Annotated in this window: 16 protein-coding genes; all 16 read right to left on the reverse strand. The window is 64.6% G+C overall.

What is annotated here, in order from left to right; all coding sequences use genetic code 11:
- Positions 1–9: 9 nt before the first annotated feature.
- The gene (gene flhB, locus AC3G2C_RS16910; protein WP_488385807.1) at positions 10–1,146 is read right to left on the reverse strand and encodes a flagellar biosynthesis protein FlhB; all 1,137 of its coding nucleotides are present in this window, start codon (positions 1,144–1,146) and stop codon (positions 10–12) included.
- A 10-nt stretch (positions 1,147–1,156) separates the two neighbouring features.
- Positions 1,157–1,927, reverse strand: a complete 771-nt coding sequence (fliR, locus tag AC3G2C_RS16915; RefSeq protein ID WP_488385808.1) for a flagellar biosynthetic protein FliR — start codon at positions 1,925–1,927, stop codon at positions 1,157–1,159.
- Entirely contained in the window at positions 1,924–2,193 is a 270-nt protein-coding gene (gene fliQ, locus AC3G2C_RS16920; protein ID WP_488385809.1) for a flagellar biosynthesis protein FliQ, read from the reverse strand. The genes fliR and fliQ overlap by 4 nt, the downstream gene beginning before the upstream one ends.
- Before the next feature lie 31 nt (positions 2,194–2,224).
- On the reverse strand, positions 2,225–3,016 hold the full coding sequence (gene fliP / locus AC3G2C_RS16925) for a flagellar type III secretion system pore protein FliP (RefSeq protein ID WP_488385810.1): 792 nt from the start codon (positions 3,014–3,016) through the stop codon (positions 2,225–2,227).
- Positions 3,013–3,393 carry a flagellar biosynthetic protein FliO gene (gene fliO, locus AC3G2C_RS16930; RefSeq protein WP_488385811.1) on the reverse strand — a complete coding sequence of 127 codons (381 nt, stop codon included), beginning with the start codon at positions 3,391–3,393 and terminating at the stop codon, positions 3,013–3,015. Before fliO ends, fliP begins: the two co-directional genes overlap by 4 nt.
- 5 nt (positions 3,394–3,398) lie before the next feature.
- On the reverse strand, positions 3,399–3,743 hold the full coding sequence (fliN, locus tag AC3G2C_RS16935) for a flagellar motor switch protein FliN (RefSeq protein ID WP_488385812.1): 345 nt from the start codon (positions 3,741–3,743) through the stop codon (positions 3,399–3,401).
- Positions 3,740–4,756 (reverse strand): flagellar motor switch protein FliM, encoded by a 1,017-nt coding sequence (fliM, locus tag AC3G2C_RS16940; RefSeq protein WP_488385813.1) that lies wholly within the window; start codon positions 4,754–4,756, stop codon positions 3,740–3,742. Before fliM ends, fliN begins: the two co-directional genes overlap by 4 nt.
- A gap of 13 nt (positions 4,757–4,769) precedes the next feature.
- Positions 4,770–5,270, reverse strand: coding sequence for a flagellar basal body-associated FliL family protein (locus tag AC3G2C_RS16945; protein WP_488385814.1), 501 nt, complete (start codon positions 5,268–5,270; stop codon positions 4,770–4,772).
- A 437-nt stretch (positions 5,271–5,707) separates the two neighbouring features.
- Positions 5,708–7,033: a flagellar hook-length control protein FliK gene (locus AC3G2C_RS16950; protein WP_488385815.1), complete on the reverse strand. Its 1,326-nt coding sequence runs from the start codon at positions 7,031–7,033 to the stop codon at positions 5,708–5,710.
- 34 nt (positions 7,034–7,067) lie between these two features.
- A complete protein-coding gene (fliJ, locus tag AC3G2C_RS16955; protein ID WP_488385816.1) occupies positions 7,068–7,505 on the reverse strand; it encodes a flagellar export protein FliJ in 438 nt (145 codons plus the stop codon).
- Positions 7,502–8,866: a flagellar protein export ATPase FliI gene (fliI, locus tag AC3G2C_RS16960; protein WP_488385817.1), complete on the reverse strand. Its 1,365-nt coding sequence runs from the start codon at positions 8,864–8,866 to the stop codon at positions 7,502–7,504. The genes fliJ and fliI overlap by 4 nt, the downstream gene beginning before the upstream one ends.
- Entirely contained in the window at positions 8,863–9,522 is a 660-nt protein-coding gene (locus AC3G2C_RS16965; protein WP_488385818.1) for a flagellar assembly protein FliH, read from the reverse strand. The genes fliI and AC3G2C_RS16965 overlap by 4 nt, the downstream gene beginning before the upstream one ends.
- A complete protein-coding gene (fliG, locus tag AC3G2C_RS16970) occupies positions 9,519–10,529 on the reverse strand; it encodes a flagellar motor switch protein FliG (RefSeq protein WP_488385819.1) in 1,011 nt (336 codons plus the stop codon). Before fliG ends, AC3G2C_RS16965 begins: the two co-directional genes overlap by 4 nt.
- A 129-nt stretch (positions 10,530–10,658) precedes the next feature.
- A complete protein-coding gene (gene fliF, locus AC3G2C_RS16975; protein ID WP_488385820.1) occupies positions 10,659–12,371 on the reverse strand; it encodes a flagellar basal-body MS-ring/collar protein FliF in 1,713 nt (570 codons plus the stop codon).
- Positions 12,372–12,419: 48 nt separating this feature from the next.
- A complete protein-coding gene (gene fliE, locus AC3G2C_RS16980) occupies positions 12,420–12,743 on the reverse strand; it encodes a flagellar hook-basal body complex protein FliE (RefSeq protein WP_488385821.1) in 324 nt (107 codons plus the stop codon).
- Positions 12,744–12,893: 150 nt separating this feature from the next.
- Positions 12,894–14,321, reverse strand: a complete 1,428-nt coding sequence (locus tag AC3G2C_RS16985) for a sigma-54 dependent transcriptional regulator (protein WP_488385822.1) — start codon at positions 14,319–14,321, stop codon at positions 12,894–12,896.
- Positions 14,322–14,439 lie beyond the last annotated feature (118 nt).

The raw sequence follows: 14,439 nt of genomic DNA on the forward strand, positions 1-14,439 counted from the left end.
CGTATCCGTTTAGAGCTTGTAGGGACCCATCAGGTCCGGATCGACATCGGGTTGCGGCGCCGTGGGCGGCTCGTCGCCGCGAGCCGTCGCCTGTTTGAGCTGGAACACATAGGCCAGTACCTGCGCGACGGCCACGTACAGCGACGCGGGAATCTCGCGGTCCAGCCGGGTCGTGGCGTAGAGCGCGCGCGCCAGCGGCGGCGCCTCCACCGTGGGAATGCGATGGCTATTGGCCACCATGCGAATCTGCATGGCTAGTTCGTCCACACCCTTGGCGATTACGCGCGGCGCGCCCATGCGGCCCTCGTCGTAGCGCAAGGCCACGGCGAAGTGCGTGGGGTTGGTGATCAGCACGTCAGCGTTGGGCAGCTCTTGCATCATGCGCTTGCGCGCCATCTGGAACTGCAACTGGCGAATGCGTCCCTTGAGCTCGGGGTTGCCCTCGCTTTCCTTCGACTCGTCCTTCAGTTCCTGGCGCGTCATGCGCAGGCGCTTGTTGTGATCGAACTTCTGGTACACCGCGTCGATGCCGCCGATCAGCGCCAACACCGTGCCGAACAGCAAAGCACCATGGCCGAGCAGACTCATCGCCCGCACCATGCCGGGTCCGACTTCGCCCTGGCCGGTGTCCATCATGTCGCGCTGCCAGTTGAACAGCACCATCATCAGCACGGCACCAATCAGCACCAGCTTGAGCAACGATTTGGCCAGTTCCACCAGGCCGCGCATGGCAAAGATGCGCCCCAGGCCCGTAATCGGGTCCAGACGCTCGAACTTGGGTTCCAGCGCTTGGGTGCTGAAGTTCAGGCCGCCCAACAGCACCGGCGCTGCCAGTGCCGCCAATACCGTGGCCAGACCGATCGGCGCCAGCAACAGCATGGCTTCGCGCAACGCCAGCCCCAGCACATGCGAGGGGAGTTGCTCTGAGAACAACGCATCGCGCCCATAGCTCAGGCCCAGTGTGTAGATGCGCTGCATATGCAGGTAGGCGCTTTCGCCACCGCTCATGAGAGCGGCCACGCCCGCCAGCACCACCACCGCACCGGACAGATCGCGCGAGCGTGGCAGTTCGCCTTTTTCCCGCGCTTCGCGCAGGCGCTTTTCTGAGGGTTGTTCAGTGCGTTCCTGTTCGTCATGTTCAGACATGGCGCGCCCCTCAACCGCCGGCCAAGTCGTGCATCAACGCCCAGGCGCGGGTCAACAACGCGTCGAACGCACCCGGCACGCTGCGCAGCGAGAGCCACAGCGCCACAAAACCCAAGGTCACCGTGATGGGGAAACCCACCGCAAACAGATTCATGGATGGCGCCGCACGGCTGATGGCGGCGAAGCCGATGTTCACCATCAGCAGGGACGTCATGGCCGGCAAGGCCACGCGCACCGCGCCGCCGAACAACTGGGTGGCAAAGGCCACCACCGTGTGCAGCCCGTTGCTGTCAATCGCGGCACGGCCCGGGGGCAAGGTGTGAAAACTGTCACCCAAGAGGGCAATGAGGCGCAGGTGACCATCCATTGCCAGGAAAAGCAGCGTTACCAGCAACACGTAGAGCTGGCTGAGCACGGGCGAGCTACCGCCGGCGCTGGGATTCACCGTTTCGGCAAACCCAAGGCTCATGCTCTGCCCAACCAACTGACCGCCGAACGACACCGCCTCGAACACCAGCTTCAGCACAAAACCAATCGCCGCGCCGATCAGCACCTGGCTCACCATAGTGGCGACGCCGTCCGCGGTCATCGGGTCGATGCTGGTGGGCGCCAACGGCGCAAGCACTATCGAGAGCACGATGATCACGCCCAGCCGGATGCGCTGCGGCACCACCTTGTCGCCAAATACCGGCGCCGTCATGCAGGCACCGCCCACCCGGCCGATGGCCCACAGCAGAGCACCCACGTAGCGCTGCAGGTCGGCCAGGTCCAGCGTGTTCATTTCACCGCCCCGGGCAGGCTCTCGATCAATTGGCGGGTGAACTGCACCAACGTGCGCAGCATCCATGGCCCGGCAATCAACGCCACGGTGGCCATGGCGATGACTTTGGGGATGAAGCTCAGGGTCATTTCGTTGATCTGCGTGGCGGCCTGCACCACGCCGATGATCAGGCCCACGGCGAGCGCCGTGAGGAGCAGCGGCGCGGCCACGATCATGGCCACGTACAGCGCATGCTGGCCGAACTCGATGACCGATTCGGGCGTCATGCCGGCACCCCGTTTCCACCGCTTGGCGCGCTCATGTGTAGAAGCTCCCGGCGAGCGTACCCAGCAGCAGCGTCCAGCCATCCACCAGCACGAACAGCATGATCTTGAACGGCAAAGAGATGATCGCCGGTGACACCATCATCATGCCCATGGACATGAGCACGCTGGCCACTACCAAGTCGATGATCAGGAACGGAATGAACAGGAGGAAGCCCATCTGGAAGGCGGTTTTCAGCTCGCTCGTCACGAAGGCCGGCATCGCCACGCGGAAGGGCACGTCGTCCTTGCTCGCATAGGGCTTTTCGTTGGCTAGATGAGTAAACAGCTGCAGGTCTGCATCGCGCGTCTGGTCCAGCATGAAATGCTTGAACGGCGCGGCAGCGGCCGGCACGGCCTGCTCCATGGCCAGCTTGCCGTCCATGTAGGGCTTAACGCCATCGTCGTACGCGCGACTGAGCACCGGCGACATCACGAATAGCGTCAGAAACAGCGAGAGTCCGAGCAGAATCTGGTTCGATGGCGTGGATTGGGTGCCCAGCGCCTGCCGCAAGAAGCCAAGCACGATGATGATGCGCGTGAACGAGGTCATCATCAGCAGCACTGCCGGCAGCACGGTCAGCACCGTCATCAGCGCCAGCATCTGCAACGAAAGCGTCCAGTTCTGAACGCCACCCGGCCCGTTCTGAACGGTCAGCGCAGGAATGCCCGCGGGAGAGGAAGGCATCTGCGGCATGCTGGGCATGGCCGGCATGGTGGGCGCGGCCCAGGCAACCAACGGGCACAACAACAGCAGGGCGACGGCGATCCAACGGAGATGCTTCATGATTTGCGCTTCCAGCGCGCCAGTACATCGCCGAACGCCGGCAACGATGGTTGAGTAACCGGCTCGGACACGACCGCGTCGGCCGTACCTTCGTATACGTGCAGCGTGCGCATGCCGCCTTGCCCCACGCCGACCAGCAGTCGCTTGCCGTCGGCATCGATCAGCAGCAGCCGATCGCGTGCGCCGACCGCCATCGATTCCACGCAGCGCAGGCGTCGCCCGCCCGATGTCGTACGCGCCTGCAACCGGCGACTGAGCCAGCCGGCGGCGAAGATTAGCGCCACGATGCCAGCCAGGCTTAGCAATACGCGCAACAGCTCGCCGCCGACATGGATGTCGGGCGTACTGGCAACAGGAAGGGCAAGGGCAAGCAGCATGGTACTCACCGCAGCTTACGCACGCGCTCGGCGGGGCTGATCACGTCGGTGAGACGGATGCCGAAGCGTTCGTTGATCACGACCACTTCGCCATGCGCGACCAGCATGCCGTTGACGAACACATCCAGCGGTTCGCCGGCGGAGCGGTCCAGCTCCACCACGGAACCCTGGTTGAGCTGCAGCAGGTTGCGGATGCTGATGCGGGTGCGCCCCACTTCCATGGCCAGGGTCACCGGCACATCCAGGATCATGTCCAGATTGACGTCCGCACCCTCGCCGCCTGCGCCGGTGATGGGGTCGAACTCGACGCGCTGCGTAGAGCCGGCGATTGCTTCGTTGATGGTGCTCATGCGGTGAGGCTCTCCAGGGGGTTTTCGGCAGGCAGGCGCACTTCCCGGCGGCCGGCTTGCTCATGGAAGCGGACGGCGTTGCGTCCGTTGTTCTGGCCATAACGTGCACGGAAGATCGGCACGTCTTCGGCGAAGACAGTGGCGAGATCGGGCAGATTGACCGGTATGACGTCGCCCGGGCGAAGGTGCAGGAACTCACGGATCGTCAGCCGCTTTTCGAGCAGCAGCGAACTCAACTCGACTTCGGCATCGAGCACTTCGTCCTGCAATGTCTCGGCCCAGCGCTGGTCGCGGTCCACGCGGTCGCTCTGCACGCCCGCGTCGAGCAAGGTACGGATCGGCTCGATCATGGCGTAGGGCATGGTGAGGTGAATCTCGCCACCACCACCATCGAGCTCACAGTGGAACTTGGACACCACTACGGTTTCGGTGGGGCTCACGATGTTGGCGAACTGCGGGTTGATCTCCGAGTTCATGTACTCGAAGGTCAGCGGGATCACCGGCGCCCACGCCTCCACCATGGCGGCGAACAGCTCCGTCAGCATGATCTGGATCACGCGGTTTTCGGTGGGCGTGAAATCGCGACCTTCGATGCGCGCGTGAAACCGGCCGTCGCCACCGAAGAAATTGTCGATGATGGTGAACACCAGACGCGGCTCCATCACCACCAGCCCTGTGCCGCGCAGCGGCTTGATGCGCACCAGGTTAAGGTTGGTCGGCACGGTGAGACCATGCACGTACTCGGCGAACTTGATCATCTTCACGCCGAGCACCGACACCTCGCAGGTCTTGCGTAGCACGCCGAACACGGCGCTGCGGAAGAAGCGCGCGAAGCGGTCATTGACCATCTCCAGGGTGGGCAAGCGACCGCGAACGATGCGGTCCTGCTGAGTGAAGTCATAGGCGATGACCTCTTCGGACGACAACGGTTCGTCGCTGCCGGTCTCGACCGCACCACCCTCCACACCATCCAAGAGGGCGTCGATTTCTTCCTGGGAAAGCAGATCGCTCATGGGCGTTCGCCTGTTACTGCATCACGAAACTGGTGAAATAGAGCGCTTCCACGCCGGGGCGACCCAGGCGCTTCTGAATGATCTGACGCACCGCTTCCAGCGCCTGCGCCTGCAGCTTCTGCTTGCCGGCGGGGTCACTGAGGATGGTGTAGTCCTGGCTGCTGAAAAGCATGACCAACGCATTGCGAATCACTGGCTCGGCTTCCTTGGCGGCAGTGAGCGCCGCCGCGTCGTGCGACATCAGGCTCACGCCGACCTGCAGGAAGCGCATGGACTGGTCGTCCTTGAAGTTCACGACGAACGGCGGATCGAGCGGCAGGAATTGCTCCTGCTTGGACATCACCACTTTGGGCTCTTCCGGCGCGTTGCCGTGACCTTGTCGCGTGCCCAGCAGCACGTAGGCACACACGCCCGCCATCGCCAGCAGGGCCACGCCCATGACCCAGATCATCTTGGACGGCCCCTTCTTGCGAGCGCCGTTGCCGTTTTCCGTTACCTGCTCGTTCTGAGCCATGCGATGTCGTTCCCTATTACTCGTCGATGCATCGACAGCCGCCCGCGCGGCCGCCCCTGACCGTTGGTAGCAAACGCCATGCCATCGGTGAAGAACCTTGTTTTCAGTGGGTTTTCATAGGGGAGCAAAGTGCTTGCGTTGCTTTCTTGACGCGCGACGGGGAATGCGCGCGACGCCGTGATGGCGTTTGACGGATCGCCGTCACGGGGCGTGGTGCCGTGCCGGGAGCGAGCGTGAGGGGCGATCTGCGTTCTTGCTCGTTATCCCAGCGAACCCCGCAAAAGGGGCGAGAGCTGGAGGCGCCTTTCAACAGCCGAAGGGCTGGTCATCCAGTGCCTGTATATCTCTGAACCTAAAGGCACTGGATTCCTGCTTCCGCAGGCATGACAAGCAACATGTCGATTAATCAGACCTTTCCAAGGTCAGAGTACGTCAGCTCAAGCGAAGGTATCGAGCAGGCCTACCGCCTTCACCAGCGGGGTAACGACCGCGGCCACTCCACTTTCGTTGCCGTCAGCGCCTTCAGCGTTCGAGCTGTTCCCAGCCGCGCCGCCCTGGCCTGTGGACGCCTGGCCCTGCCCGCCCTGCCCCACTTGGGCCTGACCCAGGGTCAAGCCGTGGTGCGCCAAGAGGCTGTCGAGTTGGCTCAGCGTCTGTTGCACGGCATGTACGGCCTGCGGATGCTGTGCCATGAAACTCACGTCCACGCGGTCGTGCAGCACGCTTACTTTCACGTCCAGCGCACCGAGATCCTCCGGGTGCAAGCGGATGCGTGCTTCCTTGATGTCCTGCCCGCCCAGCCACGCCACCTGCTGCCCGAGTTCCTGCGCAAACGCCGGGCTGCCGGCGCTGGACTGCATGGTCAGCGTGTGGGTCGCGGCGGTGGGTGCCGCCTGCGGCGGCGGCAAGGGTGTGGCGACCAGTGCGTGCAGGGCGTCCAGCGTGTTGCCATGCTCGCCTTGCGTGTTGTTAGCCGATGTAACCGTGGTGGATGCCCCCCCTATAGCTTTGGCGATGGCGGCGAAGCCTGTGGAAAGCGTGGAGGTCGCCGGTTCGTCGTCGCCATCGCTGGCCGCGGCGAGTGCCTTGCCCGCCATGGCGTCCAGAGATGTCGCCGAATCGCTCAAGTCGTCCGCATCCGCCGACGCAGTCCCCGCCCCATCGGTAGTGGCACCAGCACTCAGCGCGCGCGCCTGTGCCAATTGCATCGACACCAGGCTGGCTACGTTGGTAGTGGCCGGGGTCGACGAGGCCGACAGCGTAGCGCCAGACTGGCCCGCTGCCCCATCCGCCGGTACGGCAGCGGGTGCGGCCGTGGCGGGGATGCTCTGACCCAACAGGGCGAGCATGGCCGCGGCCTGATCCGGCGTGGCACTGGTGGGCGCGTCGTCGCTGGAGTCATTGCCCTGGGTGGTGCCGCTGGCTGCGGCGGAAGCTGTACTGCCGGCGCTCGCGCGCGTGCCGCTGACTGGCGTGCTCGTGGCCGACGCTGCGGTGGTTGCGTTGCTGGCGGCGGCCTGGACACCGGACGCGTTGCCGGCGTTGCGCTGACTGGACGCACTCGAACCCGTCGCGCGCGCGGGCGACGGCTTGTTCTGTTGAGACGACGCGCTGGCCTGCTGGCTCATCTGCTGACGCGCCTGCTGGAACGGTTGGCGGAAGTCGTTGTTCGCACTGCTGTCGCGGGAAGCACCCGACGAAGACGCGGACGGGGCGGCGGACGGTGTTGGCGCAGGAGCGGCCAAGGCGACGGGGGGCGTCATGAACGAGTCTCCTGAAAAGACGGGCGCGCAACGTTCATCGTGACCACTCCCGCGCAGGGCGACGATGCTGCATACGCTCGTCGATTTCGGATTGTTCGCGGCGCTCCTCGCTCTTGCGCTCTTGCTCGCGGTAGCGATCGATCACCTGAGACAGCGCCTGCTCGCGTGCATGGGCGTCACGCCATTGCCCCCGCACGTGGTCCAGCAGTCGATGCAGGCGCGTCACTTCGTCGCCCTGCTGGGCAATGACCTGATCGATGCGCTCGACGAACTGGCGCCGATTGAGCAATGCGGTGACCGTAACCCCGCCACTCGCTTGCGCGTACTCGTCGCGATACCGGCGAAGATCCGCGAGCTGCTGCTCGGCTTTGGCCAACCGTTGCTGCTGCTCGGCCAAGCGGAGCATGGCGGTTTCCTGGCGCTCATGGGCCAGGTCCGCTGCGGGTTGCAAACGGTTCGCGCGGGATTTCACGGATTGCCTCCGCTGGTGATTAACTCAAGCGCAGCGATGGCTTCGCCCAAGGACATGGGGTCGTCGACTTCTTGCTGTAGGAAATCGCGCAAGCGCGGCCACATGGCGATGGCGTGATCCACCTGCGGGTCGGAACCTTTCTGATAAGCGCCCACAGCGATGAGATCGCGCTGCTGGCGGTAGGCCGAATAGACCTGGCGGAAACGCTGCGCGGCACGCAGGTGCTCGCGCGTCACCACCGCCGGCATCACACGACTGATCGATGCCTCGATATCGATAGCCGGGTAGTGGCCAGCCTCTGCCAAGTCGCGCGAAAGCACGATGTGACCATCCAGAATCGCGCGCGAAGCGTCCGCGATCGGGTCATGGCGATAGTCGTCGCCTTCGGTGAGTACGGTGTAGAACGCGGTGATGGAACCGCGCCCTTCGGCATCGTTGCCTGCCCGCTCCACCAGCGCCGGCAGCATCGCAAACACCGACGGCGGATAGCCCTTGGTGGCCGGCGGCTCGCCGATCGCCAGGGCGATCTCGCGCTGGGCTTGGGCGTAACGGGTAATCGAATCCATCAACAGCAACACGCGCTGCCCGCGATCGCGGAACCACTCCGCGATGGCCGTGGCGTACTGAGCGCCGCGCAGCCGCTGCAATGGCGGCGCGTCGGCGGGGGCAGCCACGATCACCGCGCGGGCCCTGCCTTCCGGCCCGAGCGTGTGCTCCACGAATTCCTTCACTTCACGACCGCGCTCGCCGATCAGCCCCACCACCACGACGTCGGCGTCGGTGTATCGGGTCATCATGCCCAGCAGGGTGGACTTACCCACGCCCGAACCGGCGAACAGGCCAAGGCGTTGCCCTCGACCCACGCTGAGCAGCGCGTTGATCGCGCGCACGCCGGTATCCAGCGGCGTATCGATAGGCTTGCGGGCCATGGGATTGATCGGCGCGCCTTTGAGGTTGGCGTGCTCGTCCACATCCAGCGAGCCCAAGCCGTCGAGCGGAACGCCATCGGCGCCCACTACACGACCCAGCAGCCCCTGCCCCACCGGCAGGCCACTGGCGTGTGCGCAGGGGCGCACGCGCGCGTTGGGCAGCACACCATGCATCTCGGTCACGGGCATCAGCAGCAGGCGTTCGTCGGCGAAGCCCACCACTTCGGTATCCAGTTCACTGCCATCCGCGGTGGACACCAGGCAGCGCGCGCCCAACGGAGCCTCGCAGCCTTCGGCTTCCAGCGTGAGGCCCACCACGCGACGCAGGCGCCCCTCCACCGTCAAGGTGTGGGCGGCCAATGCGCGCTGACGACGACGAGCCAGTCGCTCCTGCCACAGCGTCGCGGGCGAATGGTCGACCGGGGTGTTCACCCACGCACCTCGTCGACTCCGGCGTCGCCATCTTCCGACTCGGCGCCGAGCACCGCCTCTACCACGGCAGCGAGGCGGGTTTCCACGCGCGCATCCAGCCGAGAACGTTCGCTCTCCAGTACGCAATCACCGGGATGCAGCGCGCCATCGGCGACCAGTTGCCAATGCGGCTCGGCCACTTGCAGGCTCCGCAACAGAGCCAGATCGTCCGGGTGCAGGCGTACGCGAAGGTTGCCGGTGGCCGATGGCAACGCCAAGGCGGCGCTGCGCACGGCGTCCACGATCAGGTCCGGCGTGGTGCGCAATTCATGCGCTACGACCTGGCGCGCCACGGTCATGGCAAGACGGGCCAGCTCCAGTTCGACCATGTCGTCCATGGCGCGCAACGGGCGTGCGGCGGCATCCAGCAGCGCATCCAGGCGACTAAGGCGTGCGTTGATCAAGTCGCGTGCGGCAGCCATGCCTTCGGCATGACCGGCGGCGTAGCCCTCGTCGCGGGCCTGTTGCTCGATCTGCTCCAGATCACGCAGCGTCGGCTGTGCCGGCTGCTCGGCCGGCGTGTGCGACACCACGTGAGCCATGGGGCCGTCGCCCACTTCCGGCGGCAGCCAGCGCTCGAATGCGGAAAGATGTTCGCGATCCAATACGGCGCTCATGCGACCATCTCGTCACCGGAACCGGAAAGGTTGATCTGGCCAGCATCCGCCAGCTTGCGCGCAATGCCGAGCACTTCCTTCTGCGCTGCGTCGACTTCGCTCAGGCGCACCGGGCCGGATACTTCCAGATCGTCGCGCAACATGTCGGCTGCACGCTTGGACATGTTGGCGAAGATGCGCTCGCGCACCCCGGGCTCGGCACCCTTGAGGGCTGTGACCAGGCGTGCGGTGGGCACTTCGCGCAACAACGTCTGCATGCTGCGGTCGTCCAGCTCCGCCAGGTCGTCGAACACGAACATCAGTTCTTCGATACGCCCACCCAGGCCGGCGTCGTGCTGGCGAATGGCCGTCATCAATTCGGTTTCGCGGCTGCTCTCCATCGCATTGAGGATGTCGGCCGCCGCCTTGAGGCCACCGACGCTGGCGGATTTGAGCTTCTTGGTGCCACCGGAGAACTGGCGCTCCATGATCTCGTCCAGCTCATTGAGTGCATGCGGCTGCACACCGTCCAGCGTGGCGATACGCATGACCGCGTCGCTGCGCGTGCGGGCCGGGAGATAGCCGATGACCTCGGCGGCCTGGTCGGGCTCCAAGTGCGCCAGCACCAACGCGATGATCTGCGGATGCTCTTGATGGATCATCTCCGCGATAGCGCGACTCTCCATCCACTTGAGCGATTCCAGGCCCTTGCTGGTGCGACCCAGCAGGATGCGATCGATCAGACCGCCGGCCTTGTTCTCGCCCAGCGCGTTGACCAGGATCTTGCGGATGTATTCCTCGGTGCCCATGCCGAGCGAGGTGTGGTGCCCCATGTCGTCATTGAGGCGCTCGAGCACCTGCTCCACCTGGTCCCGCGACACATTGGTGAGGCTCGCCATGGCCTGGCCGACGGCTTGCACGTCGCGTGCATTGAGGTGTTTGAGCACCTCAGCCGCATCTTGCTCACCCAGGGTAAGCAGCAGAATGGCCGCGCGCTGTGCGCCACCGAGTTGCAATTCGGCCTTCATGTGTCGTCTCGCCCGCCCGCCAGGGTTTCGGTATCCGCTTGGTGAGTGGTCGCGCGCGCGACCGCTCCGCTTTGTGTCGTCGCCACCGCGTCGTCATCCGACAGCGAGCTTGATTCGATCAAGGTGTGCTTAGCCGCCATCTTCGCCCACCCAACTCTTGACCACCTGCGCAACCTGCTTTGGGTTGTCGTTCACCATGCGGCGCGCCAGGGAAATGCGTTGCTCGTAGGCCATGGCCGGTTTGACGGCGCTGATGCGCGCCACGTCGTCCTCCAGCTCCTCTTGATCGTCGATGCGCACGGAAATGGTCGGCGCTACGCCTCCCGGCACCGCGCCGGCCAGGGCCAACTCCTGCGATGGCACCGGGCTGCGGGCAAGGCCACGCAGCAAGGGCCGCAGCAGGCCGAACGCCACCAACAGCGCGACCAGAATGCCAGCCGCCTGCTTGATCAGGTCCAGCATGCCCGGGCGCTCCCAGAAGGGAGTGGCGGTGGGCGATACGTCCGTGGACGGGTCCTGATGGAAGGGTTGATTGATCACGCTGACGCTGTCGCCGCGCGCTTCGCTGAAGCCCACCGCGTTGCGTGCAAGCGTGGTGAGATGTTCCAGCTCCTGCGGCGTGAATGGCACGCTCTTGTTGCCGGCCTTATCGGCCACGGTCTTGTTGTCCACCACCACCGCGACGGTGAGGCGACTCAAACGCCCAGCCGGATCGCTCACATGACTGACGGTGCGATCGAGCTCGTAATTTCGCGTGGCACTGCTGGAGGTTTCGCCCGGCGGCGCCGCCTGCGCCGTCGTGGCGTTGGCGCCCTTACCCGGTGCCTTGCCGGCGGCCGGTCGGGCCGCGGTGGGCTGCGCCACCGTGTTGGGCGGCTGATTGCTCAGCGCGCCGGGCACACCAGCGTCACTGGCTTCACCAGTGCGCTGCTCGCTGCTGGTCTGCTCGCTGCGCAACGCGGGGTGTTCGTGGCCAAAGGTTTCGGTGGCTTTTTCAGTTTCGCTGAAATCCAGGTCTGCATACACCTGGGCGCGTACCTTGCCCGGCCCGACCAGTGGCGTCAGCAACTCCTCGATGCGCTGCGCATAGGTGTTCTCGATGCGGGTGGCCAGGCGCAGGCGCGCGTCGCCCACCGAACTGGCATTGGCGGGATCGCTGCTGGTGAGCAGTTGGCCCTGCTGATCGACCACCGAGACTTGCTTGGGATCGAGATTGGGTACGCTGGACGCCACCAGGTGCACGATGGCTGCCACCTGGCTCGCATCAAGCTGGCGCCCCGGGTACAGCGTCACCAGCACCGAGGCACTCGCTTCGCGATTGTCGCGAATGAAGGCCGACGGTTTGGGCAAGGCCAGGTGCACACGTGCCGCACGCACCGATTGCAGACCCGAAATGGTATTGCCCAGGTCGGTTTCCAGCATTTGCTGGTAGCGCGTGCGTTCGGCCAGATCGCTCATGCCGAACGGCGAATCGCCACCGGGAGTGGTTGTGGTGGTGACGCTGCCCTGCGGCAGGCCTTGGGAGGCGAGCTTCAAACGTATCGCCGCCAGATCCGAGGCGGGCACCATGATCGAGCTGCCGTCGCCGCCCAGCGTGTAAGGGACATTGGCGGCCTGCAAGGCTTGCGTCACCGCGGCCGCGTCTTTCTGCTCCAGGCCAGCGTAAAGCAGGCCATAGTTGGGGCCGCGCGACCACAGCACCACGGCCACGCCGAGCGCCACGGCCGCGGCCACGCCAAACAGCAGCAGGAGCTGCCGTGTGGCCGGCGTGCGCGCCAGTTGTTTGAGGTCCAGGCGAGAACCGGCTTTTTCGTCGGTGGTCGCGAGGGCGTTATCAGCCATGGAAGCAGCTCGAGATCGAAGGATGCGGGGGCATCAGCAACACGTCGGTCAGACCGGCATGTTCATGATGTTGTTGTAGGCGTCGACCAGCTTGTTGCGCACTTGCGTAAGCGCATTCAAGGAAAGGTCGGCCTTCTGCACCGCGACCATGGTGCGACCGAGATCCGCGTTGGCGTCTCCACGTTCGAACGCCGCCGCTTCGCGACCCGCATCCACCTGGCGATCGGCCACGGCCGATATCGATTGCTTGAGCAAGCCAGCGAAATCCGGCTGATTCGTGGCAGCCGCGGTGAACGACTGCTCGGCCGGTTTGGCCTGCGAGGAGAGCTGGCGCATTTGCGACAGCAGACTGTTTACGTCGATCTGGCTCATGACGGAAATCCAACGCGTGACGGGTTACAGGTGTGTAGATGCACAAGGTGTGCCACCGTCGACCATGGCGCCTCGAGCGCGAGGCAGTTCTCAAAAACCGGCTTAAACAAGGCTTTTTTTGAGCACTGCCCGCGCCAATGGCGCCATGCATTACGCCTGCATGGGCTGCAGTCCGTACTTGCGCAGCTTCTCCACCAAGGTGGTGCGCTGCATGCGCAGCAACTTCGCCGCATGCGCCACCACACCGCCGGTAACGTCAAGCGCTTGACGGATCAGCCCCACCTCGATGTCAGCGAGGTGATCCTTCAAGTCGAGGCCGCCTTCCGGCAGCATCACCAACGAGTCGGCAGCCGTCACGGTCATGGGCTCCGGCAACATGCCCGGCTGGCCCGTCATCAACGACAGCAAGGCTGCCCCGCGCACTTCTTCAACCACTTGCTGGCCGCGATACTTTTCCGGCAGATCGCTGACGCGCACTTCGCTGTGCGGGTAGAGGATGGAAAGGCGCTCGACCAGGTTGTAAAGCTCACGCACATTACCCGGCCAGGCGTATCCGTGCAGTGCATGCAATGCACCGGCACTGAAACGCACGCAGGCAAGGCCTCGGCGGGTCAGGCGCTGGTTGAACTCGGCCACCAGCTCGGACAGGTCGTCCAGGTGCTCGCGCAGGGCGGGCATTTCCAACGGGAACACGCTCAAGCGGTAATAGAGATCCTCGCGGAAGCGGCCACCGGCGATGGCTGCCTCCAGATTGCGATGCGTGGCGGCGATGATGCGCACATCGCAGCGCTGGGTGCGATTGCTGCCTACGCGCTCGAATACGCGCTCCTGCAGCACGCGAAGCAGTTTCACCTGCATCGGCAGGCTCATGTCGCCGATTTCGTCGAGGAACAGCGTGCCGCCCTCGGCCATCTCGAAACGACCCTTGCGCGTGCTGATCGCACCGGTGAAGGCGCCCTTCTCGTGACCGAACAGTTCGCTCTCCAGCAATTCCGCCGGAATGGCACCGCAATTGATGGCCACGAAGGGCTTGTCACGGCGGTCTGAGCATTCATGGATGCTGCGCGCAACCATTTCCTTGCCCGTACCCGACTCGCCCAGCACCAGCACGCTGGAATCGAACGGTGCCACCTGGCGCACCAGCGCGTTCACGCGGGACATCGGGCCGGAGCTGCCCACCAGGCGCAGTTCCGGACGACGCACCGTGATCTGCGCGGCCGCTTGCTGGCCGTGCATCGCTTCATTGAGCTGCTCATAACGCAGCGGGAACTGCACGATGCCCACACGCGCGGCGAACGGCGAAGTGGCCGTACCCAAGCGTGTGTTCCAGGTCGAATCGGCAGACAGCAGCACCTTTACGTGTGCCGCATCCGCACCCAGAAGAGCGAACTGCTGTTCCGCCACCTCGTCTTGCGCTACCGAACCCACATAAACCGCACGCCAGGCATACGTCGCGTCATCCACTTCTTCCACTTCCTGGCCGCGCTGCGGGCGATAACCGAGAAACTGAAGTGCCGAAACAACCGATTCCGCTCTCTGGTGATCCGATTCGATCACCAATACATCGAACTTACCCATGCCTTTATCTTGCGTTTGATCATTCATCTGTGGACCCCTGAACACGGACGTGCAACTCGCGTCGACAATCCGTCGCCGCTACAGGACGTGTTCAGCAAGAAGAGGGCCAGCGTGCCAC

This window comes from Frateuria sp. sgz306004, from assembly GCF_057750885.1.

Excerpts from the sequence above, each read along its gene's own strand:
- flhB (WP_488385807.1), bottom strand. The coding sequence starts at position 1,146 with ATGTCTGAACATGACGAACAGGAACGCACTGAACAACCCTCAGAAAAG.
- fliR (WP_488385808.1), bottom strand. The coding sequence starts at position 1,927 with ATGAACACGCTGGACCTGGCCGACCTGCAGCGCTACGTGGGTGCTCTG.
- fliQ (WP_488385809.1), bottom strand. The coding sequence starts at position 2,193 with ATGACGCCCGAATCGGTCATCGAGTTCGGCCAGCATGCGCTGTACGTG.
- fliP (WP_488385810.1), bottom strand. The coding sequence starts at position 3,016 with ATGAAGCATCTCCGTTGGATCGCCGTCGCCCTGCTGTTGTTGTGCCCG.
- fliO (WP_488385811.1), bottom strand. The coding sequence starts at position 3,393 with ATGCTGCTTGCCCTTGCCCTTCCTGTTGCCAGTACGCCCGACATCCAT.
- fliN (WP_488385812.1), bottom strand. The coding sequence starts at position 3,743 with ATGAGCACCATCAACGAAGCAATCGCCGGCTCTACGCAGCGCGTCGAG.
- fliM (WP_488385813.1), bottom strand. The coding sequence starts at position 4,756 with ATGAGCGATCTGCTTTCCCAGGAAGAAATCGACGCCCTCTTGGATGGT.
- AC3G2C_RS16945 (WP_488385814.1), bottom strand. The coding sequence starts at position 5,270 with ATGGCTCAGAACGAGCAGGTAACGGAAAACGGCAACGGCGCTCGCAAG.
- AC3G2C_RS16950 (WP_488385815.1), bottom strand. The coding sequence starts at position 7,033 with ATGACGCCCCCCGTCGCCTTGGCCGCTCCTGCGCCAACACCGTCCGCC.
- AC3G2C_RS16965 (WP_488385818.1), bottom strand. The coding sequence starts at position 9,522 with ATGAGCGCCGTATTGGATCGCGAACATCTTTCCGCATTCGAGCGCTGG.
- fliG (WP_488385819.1), bottom strand. The coding sequence starts at position 10,529 with ATGAAGGCCGAATTGCAACTCGGTGGCGCACAGCGCGCGGCCATTCTG.
- fliF (WP_488385820.1), bottom strand. The coding sequence starts at position 12,371 with ATGGCTGATAACGCCCTCGCGACCACCGACGAAAAAGCCGGTTCTCGC.
- fliE (WP_488385821.1), bottom strand. The coding sequence starts at position 12,743 with ATGAGCCAGATCGACGTAAACAGTCTGCTGTCGCAAATGCGCCAGCTC.
- AC3G2C_RS16985 (WP_488385822.1), bottom strand. The coding sequence starts at position 14,321 with ATGGGTAAGTTCGATGTATTGGTGATCGAATCGGATCACCAGAGAGCG.